This is a genomic window from Phyllobacterium trifolii, from assembly GCF_014192095.1.
GTDB lineage: Bacteria > Pseudomonadota > Alphaproteobacteria > Rhizobiales > Rhizobiaceae > Phyllobacterium > Phyllobacterium trifolii.
The window spans coordinates 288,280-303,732 of record NZ_JACHXN010000002.1; the positions used below are offsets into that span (position 1 = coordinate 288,280).

Genomic DNA, 15,453 nt, shown 5'->3' on the forward strand with positions numbered 1-15,453 from the left:
CCGCGTTGTTATAACACTGCCGCCAGTGAAATTTCACTGGCGGCAGTGTTGTTTCAGGCTGAAGACCCCATTTCCAGTCGGATTACCAGTTGAGAATCTTTGCAACTGACGTCGATCTGGCGCATAGTCGAGGTTATGAAACATGCATTGAATCAGAAGCCGGATTATGAAAAGGAACTGCGCAAGGCTGGTGTTCGTATCACCAGGCCTCGGCGGATTATCATCGACATTCTGACATCTACCGAAGATCACCCCGATGCGATGAAGATTTTCCATCGTGCCATAGAGATTGACGACAGCATTTCTCTTTCCACCGTTTACAGGACCATGAATCTGCTGGAAGAGATGGGTGCCATCCATCGCCATGCTTTCAATGGCGGACCATCGCGTTTCGAACAGGCCCACGGCGAGCACCATGATCATCTGATCGATATCGATACCGGTGCGGTAGTTGAATTCAAGTCAGACAAGATTGAAAAATTACAGGAAGAGATCGCCAAGTCGCTCGGCTATGATATCGTCCATCACCGACTGGAACTCTACGGACGCAAGACCCGCCACTCCTCATAAAGCCGCTTAAAAACGGCGGCTTAATGAGCCAATACTCAGGCGGCGTTAGACGCTGGCTGCGATGTCAGCAGCTCGTAGATCAGGCCCGCATCGTGGGCGGTGCGCAGTTTTGCAATGCGCTCGGGATCACGCAGCATGCGCGCAATGCGGGATAATGCCTTAAGATGATCGGCCCCGGCATTTTCTGGCGCCAAGAGCAGAAACACGATATCGACCGGCTGGTCGTCCAGTGCCTCGAAAGCGACGGGCGTTTCGAGCTGAGCGAAAACCCCGGCAATTCGCTTCACGCTATTGATCTTTCCATGGGGAATGGCAATGCCGTCGCCAATGCCAGTTGAGCCCAAGCGTTCACGCTGTATGATCGTGTCAAATACTTCTCGCTCGCTCAGGCCGGTCAAGGCGGCCGCCTTTTCCGACATGATCTGCAAGAGTTGCTTCTTGGAATTGACTTTCAATGCGGGCAGGACAGCGTCGGGCTGAATGAGATCACCCAGATCCATTATCTCTCTTCCTTCCAATTACCACCCGCATACTGGCTGTACGCGGGCGGTAGTTCAAAATTCGCTATGAATCCGCTTCTTCACGTCGGAGCAACGTTTTCACCCGCCACTGTCGATGGATCGATCCAGCCAATATTTCCATCGGCGCGGCGATATACAATATTTACCTGCGTACTGCCAGCGTTTCGGAAAACAACGACGGGACTATCCTTCAAATCGAGTTCCACGACCGCAGAAGCCACACTCATGCTTCTCAGTGCCATCGATGTCTCCGCAACTATGGTTGGCGCATAATCTTCCGGAATATCCTCATCATCATCCGGTACGGGCGCCATCACCGTGTAAGAAACATCGTCGAAAACCCCATTTGAACCTGGAGCCTGATGCGACTTGAGACGTCTTTTGTAGCGCCGGAGACGCTTGTCCACGCGTTCACCCGCTGCGTCAAATGCAAGTAATGGATCCTGCGCTTCGCCCGCCGCCTGCAACACCGTACCGGTATCGAGGCGGACAAGACAGTCAGCAATAAATCGAGATCCCTGCTTTTCCACCGTGACATGACCGGCATATCCGCCATCGAAGTATTTGGAGACCATCTCCCCTATCCGCTCTTCAATACGAATGCGGAAAGCGTCACCAATGTCCATATGTTTCCCAGATACACGCAGACTCATGATACCTCACCTTCATTGCGATTTTTTCATTGCCCGAACCAATCTACACTGTTGTGGGGAGGCGAGCAAAGACATCCCGTACAACCCGTGCGAGCGTTTCATCGCGTTTTCAATTGCTGATTCTTCATTCAAAGGTGCGCTTTCACTTCAATTGTCGCAAATTACCGGCGCTTGTCTCCCTCACCAGACTTCTTCGGTCCGGTTCAATTACCCACTCAACAAAATTCTACACCCACGTGGCGGATGAATCCAGACTTTCCATCGTCCTTGTCCGCCGATGCCTGAGCTTTTTTTTCTCGCCGCCTTTGCACAGAGGAAGCAATATTCATCCCCTCCCGGTATTTTGCGACCGTACGCCGTGCAATCTCGATCCCTTGCTCCTTCAACAAATCCACAATTGTATCGTCCGATAGAATGTCGTCCGGTGTTTCCACGTCGATTAGCTGCTTGATCTGATGACGTACCGATTGCGATGAATGCTGCTCCCCACCTTCGGTTGCCGCGATCGCCGCATTGAAAAAATACCGTAATTCGAACACCCCCCGCTTCGTCAGCATGTACTTGTTCGCTGTGACCCGGCTGACCGTAGACTCGTGCATGCCGATCGCGTCAGCAACATTGCGCAAGTTGAGCGGCTTCAGATAGGCAACGCCGTGACGAAGAAATTGTTCCTGCTGGCGAACAATCTCACTGGCGACCTTGAGAATTGTTTGTGCCCGCTGATCAAGGCTACGCGTTAGCCAGTTGGCACTTTGCAAACATTCGCTCAGAAACGTCTTCTCGGCGGGAGAGGTTTTCGTTTTCGCTATCGTCGCATAGTAGCTGTTGTTGATAAGCACTCGCGGCAGGGCATCGGGATTAAGCTCAATTCGCCAACCTCCATCAGACGCGGTCTCCACCTGCACGTCGGGCACGATGCTATCCGCTACGCCAGAAGAAAAGGCTGTCCCAGGCTTTGGATCAAGATGCTGGATTTCCTGCAGCATAGCCAAAATATCCGCGTCACCTACATGACAAAGCTTCTTGAGACTGTGGAAATCGCGTTTGGCTAATAGATCGAGGTTCTGCAGCAAGGTTTTCATGCTCGAGCTTAAGCGGTTTTTTGCGCGCAGCTGGAGTGACAGGCACTCCGCAAGGTCGCGCGCGAACAGCCCTGTGGGCTCGAACCCCTGCAAGACTGCAATCAGTTTCTCGATGTGACTGGTATCGACACCAAACCTTGCGGCGATTTCTTCTACGTCAGCGCGCAAGTAACCTGTCTCATCAAGATGATCGGCAAGCTCAGCGGCGATAAGGCGGTCGCCCGCCGATGCAAAGGCGAAAATAATCTGCTCGGCGACATGGTCCCGAAGGGTCTGCGGCGTTGCTGTCACCTGTTCGAGGTTATATCCCTCGCCGCCTGTTGAAACATAGCCATCGCCGGAAGATGACTTCCACTGCGAAGCAAGGTCGCCGGCAATAAAATCATGTGTCCCCGGATCGTCGGGAAAGATGTTCTCGAGAGAACTATCAAACGTATCCGACATCGAACCAGAACTCGTCGATTCACCGCTCATCAGCCAATGATCGGCTTGCCCGTCCAAAGGGTTATCAGCTTCGGCATCAGTGCTCACCGCTCCTCTGCCGAATTCGCGTTCATCACTGGAAATCCGATCGATGCTGAAGCCGCGCTCATCAAGTGAAAAATGCTCGCCCGTTGTATCATCGCGCTCGAGCAGGGGGTTCTTTTCAATCTCCTGCTCTATGAATTGTTCGAGCTCGATATGCGTCAGCTGCAGCAGTCGAATCGACTGCATCAGCAGCGGCGTCATTACCAATGCCTGGGTTTGCCTGAGATCGAGCTTTGCCGACAGAGCCATGTTGGGCGAGGGTACTCCGGGTACGATTTCCTTTGCAGCTGTACAGAACTGGCCCAATCCTTGCTTGTCAATCACAAGCAAGGGAAAAACGTGTTGGTGCGGCAATTTTCAATCTAAAGACGTATAGGAAATGGCATTTCTTGCGAATGAAATCACGAAAATGGGAAAATCAGAGCTTGAACTGATCCCCAAGGTAAAGTCGTCGAACGTCCTGATTGGCAATAATTTCATCCGGTCGACCGTGGGTAAGCACTTGTCCTGCATGGATGATATAGGCCCTGTCGATCAGCTTCAGGGTCTCACGGACATTATGGTCGGTGATCAGCACACCGATGCCCCGACCGGTCAGGTGACGCACCAGTTGCTGAATATCAGCAACTGCAATCGGATCCACACCTGCAAAGGGTTCGTCCAGAAGCATGAAATTAGGACGAGACGCCAGGGCGCGGGCGATTTCCAGCCGTCGGCGTTCGCCACCTGACAGGGAAAGCGCGGGAGCCTTGCGCAGGTGAGCGATGTGAAATTCCTCAAGCAATGAGTCAAGCTCCTGAGCGCGAGCACTCCGATCTTTCTCGACAACCTCAAGGACGGCCTTGATATTGTTTTCAACCGAAAGACCTCGGAAAATCGAGGCTTCCTGCGGCAGATAGCCGATACCCAGCCGAGAACGGCGATACATCGGCATCGTCGTTACGTCGAAACCATCGATTTCTATCGTGCCCTTGTCGACCGGGACCAGACCCGTCACCATGTAGAAACAGGTTGTCTTGCCGGCGCCATTGGGACCCAGGATACCAACGGCTTCGCCGGCGCGTACCCCAAAGGAAACACCGTTGACGACCTGACGGCCATTGTAGCTCTTGGTGATGCCACGTGCGACAAGCGTGCCCTTCATACGGTCGACCGCCGCAGGGTCAGCAGGACGCATTTCCTGAGAGATGGTAGAGTCAGGCCGAGCGGAAAGCTTGCTGGAAGAGCGACGCGAAAACAAGGACACTACAGGCTCAGTTCTTCGGAGCGTTCTTGGGAGCCACAACGATAGAGACACGACCTGTCTGACCACTCTTGCAGCTTTCAAGCTGGGCCTCGCCCGTTTTGAGCTGCGCTGTCAGCTTGCACCCGACGGCAACATTGTCGCCTTGGGAAAGAACAACCTTGTTGCCAGTCAAAACCAGCACTTCAGTTTTCATATCGAAAGTGCCGTGATCACCAGTGGCGACCTGATCTTCGGATTTGACGTAGACCTTATCATTGACCTCTAGGTGATCGATATCCTGGGCTCCGGCACCAGTCACTCCCGTGGTTTTTGGCGCGTCAGCACCGGTTGTGTCTTTGCCGGTTGTGTCTTTGCCGGTCGCGTCTTTCTTGGGGCCTTTGACGTAATAAACAATCATGGAACCCGCTTTCAGAAGCGTGGCACCTTGTACGACGGTCACATTGCCTGTGAACGTAGCAGTGCCCTCATTGTCATGTACAACAAGCTTGTCCGCATCGATCTGGATCGGCTGGTCGCCTGACAATTTTATTCCGGTTGTTGCTGTGGCAGCATCCTGGGCGAGGACGGGAGCAATCATCATGGACGATGCCAACAGGCCCAACGCAACGGTCGAAATGCTGATCAGTTTTGCCCCGCACGACATCGTCTTCTCTCCTAAATTCGGGATTTCCCTTGAAATCAGCAATAATCCCCAGACGTTACTCTGACGATTTGATTTCCTTGTCACCTTCTTGCAGCTTTGTAGGCAGAATGACAAGCCTTACCCGCTTTTCAAAAGTCATTACCTTGCCGCTTTCGGTAATTTGCATACTGTCCGCGGTTATACTCGACTTGCTATTTTTTACGCTGACTGGATCGTCCGTCGACATCGTGTTGCCAGCTATATCTATATTAGCCGATTGCAGCAGGGCAGTAATGCCATCGGATGTTGTCAAGCTTATGGCGCTGTCGAGCGTCAACTGCCGGTTCGCATTGTCGTATACACCCGATTTCGCAGTGACCTGCGCTCGCAGCTCCTTACCAATCGGAATTTCCGCACTAATGCCCTCCAGAGAGATCACATTGCTGTTGCCTACGTCCTGCAACGCCTTTACGGCGCTCATTTTGTAGGGAAGCTTGTCCTTCGTAAATCCGTCAAGTTTCGGGTTGGTCATGACAAGTTTACCGTTTTCCATCCCAGCATTATCGAGCGATATATTGCTCGGCACACTCGATGTGGAAAAGAACGTGAACCAGGAAAAAACAGCGGCGCCGATCAGAGCGACCGCAGGCAAGGCAAACTTCAGAAACCGCACGCGCCTCGAGTGGCGTTCCGCAGCACGAAACACCATGGAGTCTTTGTCAGAGCCAGCGAACTGCCGGGCGACCTCAGCATGATGGTCGGCGTCGGCGGTGGCATCGCGCCCCGCATGCGTATCGTTTCTTTCAATGGACATAGGTCTGGTTGTGTTTACCGATTACAATATAATGGCTAGTTGAACGCCAATATGGTTATTTTTCGATGAAATGGACAAGTACCCGTCGCACAAGTTGCACTCGTTGCAACAAGTATGCCGTCGTTTGACGAGATACAAGGTCCAAACTGCCGAGCAAGCGCCCGCAGCAAGTCTGGACTTCGACGAAATGATGCCGCAAAGAATAACTGACCCTGGTTTGAGAGCGAATGGATAGGACGATGGCAAACGCTGCTGATGCAATTATCGATAGACGACGGCTTCGCAGGAAATTGACATTTTGGCGCGCTTTCACGCTCCTGCTCATCGCCCTTGCATTGATTTCACTTTATTTTTTTAATGCCGGCTCCGATGGGTTTTCCGGTAAATCAGCGCCGCATATCGCCAAGGTTCGCGTTGAGGGCACGATTTTTGAAAATGATGAACTGCTTAAACGTCTGAAGGACGTGGAGGATTCTGCCGCGGTCAAGGGCGTGATCCTCTCCGTCGATTCACCTGGGGGAACAACGGCCGGCGGTGAAGCTATCTATGAGGCTGTACGTAAGCTTGCCCTGAAGAAGCCTGTCGTTGCCCAAGTTGGAACGTTGGCTGCCTCGGCCGGGTACATGATTGCGAGTGCGAGCGATCACATCGTGGCGCGCCAGTCTTCGATCATCGGCTCCATTGGCGTGCTTTTCCAGTATCCTGATATTTCGGAGCTCTTGACCAAGATAGGCGTGAAAGTCGAAACGATCAAATCCAGCCCGCTCAAGGCAGAACCGAATTTTTTTAATCCCGCCAGCGACGAAGCAAAGGCGATGATTCATCGTATGATCATCGATTCCTATGACTGGTTTGTCGGCCTGGTTCAGGAGCGGCGTAAATTCACGCACGAGCAAGCTTTGGCCCTAGCCGACGGATCAGTCTTTACAGGTCGCCAGGCTGTTGCCAACAAACTGATTGACGAACTTGGCGGCGAAGACAAGGCAATCGCCTGGCTCAAAACAAAAGGTATCGATGCCAAACTTCCAGTCGTCGAATGGAAGCCCGTCGAGAAGTCCTCTCTCGGCATGTTTTTTTCGCATTCAGCCCTGAAAATGCTGACCAGATATCTCGGCCTTCCGGAAGAAAGTGCAGGGGTGCTGCGCGAATTGACAGGTGATCGCATGTTCCTTGACGGACTCGTTTCTGTTTGGCACGTTGACGGCAAGCCTGTCGGCGCGCAATAAGGATATTAAACTCATAAGATCAGTGACATAGTATTCAGGTTAGTTCTTTTTGACCTTGTCCTCCTGATCTTGAACCGGAAGGGATTTCGCTGTGATCAAATCAGAGCTCGTGCAGATCATTGCCAACCGCAATCCGCATTTGTTTCAGCGTGATGTGGAGAACATCGTCGGCGCCATCTTTGACGAGATCACCGATGCGCTTGCCGAGGGCAATCGGGTCGAGCTGCGTGGCTTCGGCGCATTTTCCGTCAAGAACCGCCCAGCGCGCAGCGGACGTAACCCGCGCACCGGCGAAAGCGTCGACGTTGAGGAAAAGTGGGTGCCCTTCTTCAAAACCGGCAAAGAATTGCGCGACAGGCTGAATGGCAACGGCTAGCGAGGCGTCGTCCAAGCATCAGGGTTGCAGGAGAGAAATATGATCAATCGTATTGTCATTGTCCTCATTCTGGTGCCGCTTGCCGTCATCCTGATTGCCCTGTCAGTAGCAAATCGCGAGGCGATATCGTTCACAATCGATCCTTTTAACCCGGGTAATCCTGCCCTCTCCTACTCCGCTCCGCTTTTCGTCTGGTTGTTTGCCTCTCTGATACTCGGTTTGATCCTCGGGAGCTTGGCAACTTGGTATAATCAGGGCAAACATCGAAAACTCGCCCGTCAGCGCAAGCTCGAAGCGGAGTTATTGCGCAAGGAAGCCCGCAAGGCGTCGGCCGAGACACCGTCTACGCCAAACCTTCCTTCACTCCATTAAACAACCGTCAAGGATATGAAATGAAACTGATCTCCCCGGCCGAGGTCGATGGGCTATTGAAGTGGCCGGATATGATCGACGCACTCGAACAGGCTTTCCGTCAAGGAGTGATTCAGCCTGTGCGCCATCATCACACCGTCGATCGCCCGGATGGCGCCGCTTCCACGCTGCTGCTGATGCCTGCCTGGTCCGACTTCAATGCTTTGGGGGATTCCTCAAAAGGCTATATGGGCGTGAAGATCGTTACCGTATCCCCGGACAATGGTGCCATTTCGAAACCAGCTGTCATGGGTGTGTATCTTTTGCTTGACGGCAAGACCGGCGAACCACGCGCGCTCATTGACGGACAGCGGCTTACCCTGTGGCGCACTGCTGGCGCATCGGCGCTCGCGGCTCGGTATCTGGCTCGTGAAGATGCGTCCAATCTCGTGGTGCTCGGAGCCGGCGCGCTTTCCGGCTTTCTCGCACGCGCGCACAGCGCCATCCGTCCTATCACGAAAATATCCATCTGGAACCGCAACTTCGCCGGTGCCGAGAAAGTAGCTTCCGAGCTCGCTGCGGATGGCTTCAACGCCAAGGCTGTGAATGATAAGCATGAGGCAATCGCCGAAGCCGATATTATAACTGCGGGCACGCTTTCGACTGAACCATTGATCCTTGGCAAACACTTGAAACCCGGCGCCCATGTGGATCTGATTGGGGCATTCACGCCTTCCATGCGCGAAAGCGACGACGAATGCGTCAAACGCGCGCGTGTTTTTGTCGATACCAAGGACGGTGCACTGAAAGAGGGTGGTGATATCGTGCAACCGATCAAGGCGGGCGTCGTCAACGAAAGCCATGTCATCGGCGATCTTTTTGACCTGACGCGCGGCACGATCAAGGGGCGCCAATCCCCGAGCGAAATCACGCTGTTTAAATCTGTTGGCGCCGCTCTGGAAGACCTTGCGGCGGGCATTTTGATCTATGAAAGGGCGATCTCGGCTTCCGCGTGAGCGTTTTTGCTTTCGCCTTCCCTCCTCTTGACATAGGAAACATCCAATCAACTGCGAGGGTGCACGGCTTGAAATCGTCTGGCGGAAAAATCAAGAAGGCAAAAGGGCTCGGTCCGAAAGCGAGCGCTCCGAAAGGAGCGGCGCATCGGCAAACCGCAGTGAAGCCGCGTCCGCAATTTGCCAAAGCCCCCCGCGCCACCGATATCGATTCTCAGCAGAAATCCGCGCCTCGTTCGGAAGCGGCTCCAAAGCGCGTTTTGACACGCCGTACCGGCGTACGCCCCCAGGAGCGGACCGGCCTCATCCTGGAAACCTCGCCTTCCGATGATTATGCACTGCTTGACAGCGGCAATGGTCTAAAGCTTGAACAGTACGGCCCCTATCGCATCGTCCGCCCAGAAGGTCAGGCGATCTGGCTACCTGCCTGGGACCGAACGGAGTGGGACAAGGCCGATGCGCTATTCACCGGCAATACGGATGAGGAGGGCGTCGGACGTTGGCACTTTCCAAAAGTTCCGCTCGGCGAGACCTGGCCGCTTGCCTTTGGCGGCATCCCGTTTTTCGGACGCTTCACGTCGTTCCGGCACGTCGGCGTTTTTCCTGAACAAGGCACGCATTGGTCACACATGGACCAGCTGATCCGCAACGCCAAACGCCCGGTCAAGGTGCTTAATCTCTTCGGTTACACAGGAGTCGCATCCCTTGTTGCTGCGCGAGCGGGAGCCGAGGTAACGCATGTTGACGCTTCGAAGAAAGCCATCGTCTGGGCGCGGGAAAATCAGGAGATGGCAGGGCTCTCCAGCAAACCCATTCGCTGGATATGCGAAGACGCAATGAAATTCGTCGCACGCGAAGAGCGGCGCGGCAGTGGCTACGACATCATTCTTCTCGACCCGCCCGCCTATGGACGCGGACCCAATGGCGAGGTGTGGCAGCTGTTCGACAATCTGCCGGACATGGTCGACCTTTGTCGCTCGATCCTAACGCCAAATCCACTTGCAGTCGTTCTGACCGCCTATTCGATTCGCGCTTCGTTTTTTGCGATCCACGAGTTGATGCGCGATGCGTTCACCGGGCTTGGGGGACAGGTCGAGTCAGGCGAACTTATCCTGCGGGAGCGTTCATCCGATCGTGCCCTTTCCACCTCCCTCTTCAGCCGCTGGAGTGCTTAATGACCCAACGGGATGATCACCAGCGCGGCAGTGGACTGGTTCGCCCTGGCAGGGTCAAGGAGGTCACCAGCCTGACCAATCCGATCGTCAAGGATTTGCGTGCGCTGGCGATCAAAAAATTCCGTGACCAGCAAGGTGTTTTCCTCGCCGAAGGACTGAAACTCGTCATCGATGCCCTTGACCTGGGCTGGATCATCAAGACCCTCGTTTATTCAAAAGCAGGCAAGGGCAATTCGCTGGTCGAGCCCGTTGCCGCGCGCACGATCGCCAAGGGTGGTGATGTTCTTGAGGTTAGCGAAAAAGTCATTGCTGCCATAACGCGTCGCGATAATCCGCAAATGGTAGTCGGTGTTTTCGAACAGAAGGTGCAATCCTTGCTGGTGATCAAACCGCAAGGCAATGAGGTCTATGTGGCACTCGACCGCGTGCGCGATCCCGGAAATCTCGGCACGATTATTCGAACCGCGGACGCAGCAGGCGCAAAAGGCGTCATTCTCATTGGGGATACCACTGATCCGTTCTCGCTGGAAACGATCCGAGCCACGATGGGCTCGGTTTTTGCAATGCCTGTCATACGTGCGACCGAAGCCGAGTTTCTCTCCTGGCGAAAAGGTTTCTCTGGGCTAGTTGTTGGAACACATCTGAAAGGTGCCGTCGATTATCGAACGATTCCCTATGCCAATAAACCGGTCGTTTTATTGATGGGGAACGAGCAACAAGGCTTGCCGGATCAATTGGCTTCATCGTGCGACAAGCTGGCGCGTATTCCGCAGGAGGGCCGTGCCGATTCGCTCAATCTCGCCATTGCGACTGGCGTCATGTTGTTCGAGATCCGGCGCGACGCATTGAAACTTGCCCCTGACGTTTGAGAAAATGGATTTATGAAAAGCAAAGCATTCTACAGTCTTCTGGCCATCATCGCCTTCGCCACGGTCAGTGATCAGATCGTCAAGTATCTCATCGAGACTGGCATGGACTACCAGCAGCAAATCGATCTCTTGCCTTTTTTCGCGTTGTTTCGCGTGCACAATGATGGGATCGCCTTTTCGATGTTAAGCGGGTTCGGAGATACAGCGCTGATAGCCCTGACGATAATCGTCATTTGTTTTGTCAGTTATCTGTGGTGGAGCACGGCCTCCACGCGCTGGATTTCACGGTTTGGTTTTGCCCTTATCATTGGTGGTGCGATCGGCAATCTCATCGACCGCATCCTGCATGGGTATGTCATAGATTATTTTCTTTTCCACCTGCCGTCATGGTCGTTTGCCGTCTTCAATCTCGCTGACGCTTACATATCGGTTGGCGCAGCATTGGTCGTAATCGAGGAAATTTTTGTCTGGTTGCGCGACCGGCGGACGGGCGGCGGGCAAACCGGCAAAAATTGAAGCGAAACTGGGTAATTAGCCCATTATCACGTCATGTAGCCGTCATCCAATTGTTGTATTCAACGAACGAACGAATACCGATAAATCTCCTGGATGAGCCAAATCGATATGACCATCGCCTTGCTTGAACCGGCTTCAATCACTAAAGATCAACGCGTGATGTCGCACGTTGATTCAACTCCCTCGCCGTTTACGGCGCCACACCTTGCGTCGGTGCTTGGCCGCATCGGCACGATGGAGGTTTGCCTCGCGCAAACGGAAGATGAGATCGCTTCGTCACAACAATTGCGTTTCAAGGTTTTTTTTGACGAGTTGGGTGCCAAAGGTTCTGCCACGATGGAGCAGCGCGATGCAGACCGTTTCGATCCCTTTTGCGATCATCTTCTCGTCTATGACACTTCAATAGCTGGCCCAAAACACAAGCAGATTGTTGGCACCTATCGGCTGCTGCGCTCCGAAAAAGCTTTCGAAACCGGCGGTTTCTATTCAGCCAGCGAATTTTCGATCGAACGCCTTGTTGCCGCCAAGCCGGAATTGCGCTTTCTTGAGCTCGGCCGTTCCTGTGTCCTCCCGGAATACCGGTCAAAGAGGACGGTCGAATTGCTCTGGCAAGGTATCTGGACCTATTGCCGCCACCACTCGATTGGCGTGATGTTCGGTTGTGCATCCTTCCAGGGAACGGTTCCTGCCGCGCACGCACTGCCTTTGTCCTTCCTGCAGCATAATTGCCGTGCGACAGCCGACTGGGACGTTCGCGCATTGCCCGCGCTTTACCATGCGATGGATCTCGTTCCGAATGAAGCGATCAATCCAAAAGTTGCCCTCTTCGCCATGCCGCCGTTGATCAAGGGCTATTTAAGGCTTGGCGCGATGATTGGCGATGGCGCCGTGGTCGACCATGACTTTGGTACAACCGATGTCTTCATTATTCTGCCAGTCAGCCGCATTTCGGAACGCTATGTCAGCCATTACGCTGCTGAAGCGAAGCGCTTCGTCTAGAGACCTTCGACTTGGACCGATCATCTGTGGAGAAAAGCCATGGATGAACTCGGAAGAGGTGTGTAAATCCCCCGTTAGCGAATAGATTGCTCCTTGATCGAAATCAGGAGAGCGTCTTGGCCGAACTGGCAGCCATCATCGAACCGTCCCCTTATGACGCTGACATATTGGCGCGACCAACGCCGATGATGGAGCAGTATATCGAAATCAAGGCGACGAATCCGGATAGTCTCTTGTTCTATCGCATGGGCGATTTCTATGAATTGTTTTTCGATGATGCGGTCGAGGCGTCGCGTGCACTCGGCATCACGCTGACGAAGCGCGGAAAGCATCTGGGCGACGATATTCCCATGTGCGGCGTACCGGTCCACGCCGCTGACGATTATCTGCAGAAGCTGATCGCGCGTGGCTTTCGCGTCGCGGTATGCGAACAGATCGAAGATCCTGCGGAGGCCAGAAAACGTGGGGCAAAGTCCGTCGTCAAACGTGATGTCGTTCGATTGGTGACACCCGGCACGATTACCGAGGAAAAACTGCTCGACCCATCCGAAGCCAATTATTTGATGACGCTCGGCCGCGTAAAGGGCTCGGATAAAGGTCAATTTGCGCTTGCCTGGATTGACATATCAACCGGCACATTCCGCGTCAGCGAAACCGATCCTGGCCGGTTGCTCGCGGACATCCTGCGTGTGGATCCACGCGAATTGATTGTCGCAGATCCGGTATTTCATGATCTGGAACTGCGGCCGGTGTTCGATGTCATCGGCCGGGCGGTTAGCCCGCAGCCACCCAGTCTATTTGACAGCGCTACGGCAGAAAGCCGTATCCAGCGCTATTTTGACGTCAGCACGCTGGATGGATTTGGCCAATTCTCGCGTGCCGAGCTTTCAGCCATTTCCGGTGCTATCGCCTATGTCGAAAAGACACAGATTGCCGAACGTCCGCCGCTGATGCGGCCAGAACGGGAGTCGGAAGGTTCCTCGCTATTCATCGACCCTGCAACCCGCGCCAATCTTGAACTTCTTCGCACGCTTTCCGGCAAACGCGAAGGAAGTCTGCTGCGAGCGATCGACAGAACGGTGACAGGTGGCGGTGCGCGGCTCCTGGCGGAACGGCTGACCTCACCTCTGACTGATCCGGCAGCGATCGCGGAACGACTGGATTCGATCTCGTTTTTCCTCCTTCGCCAACCGCTGGCAGATTTGGCGCGTGAAGCGCTGAAGGGCGTGCCCGATATGCCCCGCGCCCTGTCGCGGCTTGCAGTCGGTCGCGGCGGTCCGCGCGATCTGGGTGCACTCGCCCGCGGTCTTGAAGCAGCCGGCGATATCGCACAATTGCTGGAGCGCGAGGAACTGCCGACAGAACTCACGCGAGTGAGAGAATGTCTTCGCCAATTGCCGCTGGAATTCGCCGAACACCTTGACCGGGCGCTTGCCGATGAGCTGCCGCTTCTCAAACGCGACGGCGGGTTCGTCCGGACGGCATATCATGCCGAGCTAGACGAAATGCGGGCACTGCGGGATCATTCGCGCCGCATAATCGCCGGCCTGCAAGCCGACTACATGGAAACGACTGGCGTCAGATCGCTGAAGATCAAACACAATAATGTGCTTGGGTATTTTATCGAAGTGACCGCCAACAATGCCTCGGTCATGACCGATACGGATGAAGCCAAGAGCAAGTTCATCCACCGCCAGACCATTGCCAATGCGATGCGGTTTACGACGACGGAACTAGCAGAGCTTGAGACAAAGATAGCAAATGCCGCCGAACGCGCGCTTTCAATCGAGCTTGGCGTTTTCGACGCCTTGACCAATGAGACCGTGGCCAACGCCGATACCATTCGTGCAGGCGCTGCGGCGCTGGCGGCGCTTGACGTCTCCGTATCGCTGGCGGCTCTCTCCGAAGAACAAGGCTACTGCCGACCCCTGGTCGATGACAGCCTTGCATTCGAGATTGTGGCCGGACGGCATCCCGTTGTCGAGCAATCGCTGCGCCGGCATGCCGCCGCTCCCTTCGTTGCCAATGATTGCAATCTTTCTCCAGAAGGAGCCGGCAAGGGAGCAATCTGGCTGCTGACCGGCCCGAATATGGGCGGTAAATCCACCTTCCTGCGCCAAAATGCATTGATTGCGATTCTCGCGCAGATGGGTTCGTTCGTTCCGGCCGGCTCTGCTCATGTCGGCATTGTGGATCGTTTGTTCTCCCGCGTCGGCGCTTCGGACGATCTTGCGCGCGGGCGTTCTACCTTCATGGTGGAAATGGTCGAGACCGCCGCCATTCTCAACCAGGCCAGCGATCATTCGCTCGTCATCCTCGATGAAATCGGCCGTGGTACCGCTACCTTCGACGGCCTTTCGATTGCATGGGCTGCGGTTGAATACTTGCACGAAAAGAACCAGTGCAGGGCGATTTTTGCAACGCACTTCCACGAAATGACCGCACTTTCAGAAAAACTCGAACGGCTCAGCAATGTGACCATGCGCGTGAAGGAATGGGACGGCGATGTTGTGTTCCTGCATGAGGTCGCCAAGGGCGCCGCTGACCGATCATATGGCGTGCAAGTGGCTCGTTTGGCTGGTCTGCCGGAAGCCGTTGTCAACCGCGCCCGCGATGTTCTGCACCAGCTCGAAGCGGGAGAGACCTCTGGCAAGGCCGACAAGCTGATCGACGACTTGCCGCTGTTTTCCGTTGAAGTGAAGCGCCAGGCACCCAAGCCTGTTCAGGGTAAGGATAGTGGTCTGCTAGCAGCTATATCCACCATCAATCCGGATGAGATGACACCGCGTGAAGCGCTGGAAGCGCTCTATCGGTTGAAGGGCCTCGTCGCGAACACGACATCTTGACTGGTCTCCACAGGGAACGCGTCAAATGTAATCGTTTCGTTTGACG

Annotated in this window: 16 protein-coding genes and 1 pseudogene; 11 read left to right on the forward strand and 6 right to left on the reverse strand. The window is 54.4% G+C overall.

What is annotated here, in order from left to right; genetic code table 11:
• Positions 1 to 135: 135 nt before the first annotated feature.
• Positions 136 to 570 carry a ferric uptake regulation protein gene (locus FHS21_RS04360; RefSeq protein ID WP_112525751.1) on the forward strand — a complete coding sequence of 145 codons (435 nt, stop codon included), beginning with the start codon at positions 136 to 138 and terminating at the stop codon, positions 568 to 570.
• A gap of 35 nt (positions 571 to 605) precedes the next feature.
• On the opposite strand, the gene ptsN is transcribed toward FHS21_RS04360, so the two are convergent.
• The 5 genes and pseudogenes from ptsN to FHS21_RS04385 form a co-directional block, all read right to left on the reverse strand.
• Positions 606 to 1,070: a PTS IIA-like nitrogen regulatory protein PtsN gene (ptsN, locus tag FHS21_RS04365; RefSeq protein WP_112525519.1), complete on the reverse strand. Its 465-nt coding sequence runs from the start codon at positions 1,068 to 1,070 to the stop codon at positions 606 to 608.
• 80 nt (positions 1,071 to 1,150) lie between these two features.
• Positions 1,151 to 1,744 carry a ribosome hibernation-promoting factor, HPF/YfiA family gene (gene hpf / locus FHS21_RS04370; protein ID WP_183661031.1) on the reverse strand — a complete coding sequence of 198 codons (594 nt, stop codon included), beginning with the start codon at positions 1,742 to 1,744 and terminating at the stop codon, positions 1,151 to 1,153.
• A 215-nt stretch (positions 1,745 to 1,959) separates the two neighbouring features.
• Positions 1,960 to 3,603: an RNA polymerase factor sigma-54 gene (gene rpoN, locus FHS21_RS04375; RefSeq protein WP_112525523.1), complete on the reverse strand. Its 1,644-nt coding sequence runs from the start codon at positions 3,601 to 3,603 to the stop codon at positions 1,960 to 1,962.
• Positions 3,604 to 3,772: 169 nt separating this feature from the next.
• Positions 3,773 to 4,501, reverse strand: a pseudogene (gene lptB, locus FHS21_RS04380) (LPS export ABC transporter ATP-binding protein); the annotation flags it as partial.
• Positions 4,502 to 4,607: 106 nt separating this feature from the next.
• Positions 4,608 to 5,180, reverse strand: coding sequence for an LptA/OstA family protein (locus FHS21_RS04385; protein ID WP_246410804.1), 573 nt, complete (start codon positions 5,178 to 5,180; stop codon positions 4,608 to 4,610).
• On the opposite strand from FHS21_RS04385, the gene FHS21_RS31130 reads away from it, so the two are divergent.
• Complete coding sequence (locus FHS21_RS31130) at positions 5,179 to 5,307, forward strand: hypothetical protein (protein ID WP_281385875.1); 129 nt, start codon at positions 5,179 to 5,181, stop codon at positions 5,305 to 5,307. The genes FHS21_RS04385 and FHS21_RS31130 overlap by 2 nt on opposite strands.
• On the opposite strand, the gene lptC is transcribed toward FHS21_RS31130, so the two are convergent.
• Positions 5,299 to 5,874 carry an LPS export ABC transporter periplasmic protein LptC gene (lptC, locus tag FHS21_RS04390; protein WP_246410805.1) on the reverse strand — a complete coding sequence of 192 codons (576 nt, stop codon included), beginning with the start codon at positions 5,872 to 5,874 and terminating at the stop codon, positions 5,299 to 5,301. The genes FHS21_RS31130 and lptC overlap by 9 nt on opposite strands.
• Positions 5,875 to 6,275: 401 nt before the next feature.
• Here lptC and sppA point away from each other — a divergent pair, with 401 nt between their 5' ends.
• The 9 genes from sppA (at position 6,276) to mutS (ending at position 15,407) form a co-directional block, all read left to right on the forward strand.
• The gene (sppA, locus tag FHS21_RS04395; protein ID WP_112525753.1) at positions 6,276 to 7,262 is read left to right on the forward strand and encodes a signal peptide peptidase SppA; all 987 of its coding nucleotides are present in this window, start codon (positions 6,276 to 6,278) and stop codon (positions 7,260 to 7,262) included.
• Between the two features lie 91 nt (positions 7,263 to 7,353).
• A complete protein-coding gene (locus tag FHS21_RS04400; RefSeq protein ID WP_106662485.1) occupies positions 7,354 to 7,638 on the forward strand; it encodes an integration host factor subunit beta in 285 nt (94 codons plus the stop codon).
• Positions 7,639 to 7,677: 39 nt separating this feature from the next.
• Entirely contained in the window at positions 7,678 to 8,010 is a 333-nt protein-coding gene (locus FHS21_RS04405; protein ID WP_112525531.1) for a lipopolysaccharide assembly protein LapA domain-containing protein, read from the forward strand.
• Between the two features lie 20 nt (positions 8,011 to 8,030).
• A complete protein-coding gene (gene lhpI, locus FHS21_RS04410) occupies positions 8,031 to 9,005 on the forward strand; it encodes a bifunctional Delta(1)-pyrroline-2-carboxylate/Delta(1)-piperideine-2-carboxylate reductase (protein ID WP_112525533.1) in 975 nt (324 codons plus the stop codon).
• Positions 9,006 to 9,073: 68 nt separating this feature from the next.
• Positions 9,074 to 10,177 (forward strand): RsmD family RNA methyltransferase, encoded by a 1,104-nt coding sequence (locus FHS21_RS04415; protein WP_210283325.1) that lies wholly within the window; start codon positions 9,074 to 9,076, stop codon positions 10,175 to 10,177.
• Entirely contained in the window at positions 10,177 to 11,046 is an 870-nt protein-coding gene (locus FHS21_RS04420) for a TrmH family RNA methyltransferase (protein ID WP_112525535.1), read from the forward strand. The genes FHS21_RS04415 and FHS21_RS04420 overlap by 1 nt, the downstream gene beginning before the upstream one ends.
• A 12-nt stretch (positions 11,047 to 11,058) precedes the next feature.
• Positions 11,059 to 11,562 carry a signal peptidase II gene (lspA, locus tag FHS21_RS04425; protein ID WP_112525537.1) on the forward strand — a complete coding sequence of 168 codons (504 nt, stop codon included), beginning with the start codon at positions 11,059 to 11,061 and terminating at the stop codon, positions 11,560 to 11,562.
• A 108-nt stretch (positions 11,563 to 11,670) separates the two neighbouring features.
• Positions 11,671 to 12,561 (forward strand): l-ornithine N(alpha)-acyltransferase, encoded by an 891-nt coding sequence (gene olsB / locus FHS21_RS04430; RefSeq protein ID WP_376772064.1) that lies wholly within the window; start codon positions 11,671 to 11,673, stop codon positions 12,559 to 12,561.
• Between the two features lie 116 nt (positions 12,562 to 12,677).
• Positions 12,678 to 15,407, forward strand: coding sequence for a DNA mismatch repair protein MutS (gene mutS / locus FHS21_RS04435; protein WP_210283326.1), 2,730 nt, complete (start codon positions 12,678 to 12,680; stop codon positions 15,405 to 15,407).
• Positions 15,408 to 15,453 lie beyond the last annotated feature (46 nt).

Excerpts from the sequence above, each read along its gene's own strand:
- FHS21_RS04360 (WP_112525751.1), top strand. The coding sequence starts at position 136 with ATGAAACATGCATTGAATCAGAAGCCGGATTATGAAAAGGAACTGCGC.
- ptsN (WP_112525519.1), bottom strand. The coding sequence starts at position 1,070 with ATGGATCTGGGTGATCTCATTCAGCCCGACGCTGTCCTGCCCGCATTG.
- hpf (WP_183661031.1), bottom strand. The coding sequence starts at position 1,744 with ATGAGTCTGCGTGTATCTGGGAAACATATGGACATTGGTGACGCTTTC.
- rpoN (WP_112525523.1), bottom strand. The coding sequence starts at position 3,603 with ATGGCTCTGTCGGCAAAGCTCGATCTCAGGCAAACCCAGGCATTGGTA.
- FHS21_RS31130 (WP_281385875.1), top strand. The coding sequence starts at position 5,179 with ATGGACGATGCCAACAGGCCCAACGCAACGGTCGAAATGCTGATCAGT.
- FHS21_RS04385 (WP_246410804.1), bottom strand. The coding sequence starts at position 5,180 with ATGATGATTGCTCCCGTCCTCGCCCAGGATGCTGCCACAGCAACAACC.
- sppA (WP_112525753.1), top strand. The coding sequence starts at position 6,276 with ATGGCAAACGCTGCTGATGCAATTATCGATAGACGACGGCTTCGCAGG.
- FHS21_RS04405 (WP_112525531.1), top strand. The coding sequence starts at position 7,678 with ATGATCAATCGTATTGTCATTGTCCTCATTCTGGTGCCGCTTGCCGTC.
- lhpI (WP_112525533.1), top strand. The coding sequence starts at position 8,031 with ATGAAACTGATCTCCCCGGCCGAGGTCGATGGGCTATTGAAGTGGCCG.
- FHS21_RS04420 (WP_112525535.1), top strand. The coding sequence starts at position 10,177 with ATGACCCAACGGGATGATCACCAGCGCGGCAGTGGACTGGTTCGCCCT.
- lspA (WP_112525537.1), top strand. The coding sequence starts at position 11,059 with ATGAAAAGCAAAGCATTCTACAGTCTTCTGGCCATCATCGCCTTCGCC.
- olsB (WP_376772064.1), top strand. The coding sequence starts at position 11,671 with ATGACCATCGCCTTGCTTGAACCGGCTTCAATCACTAAAGATCAACGC.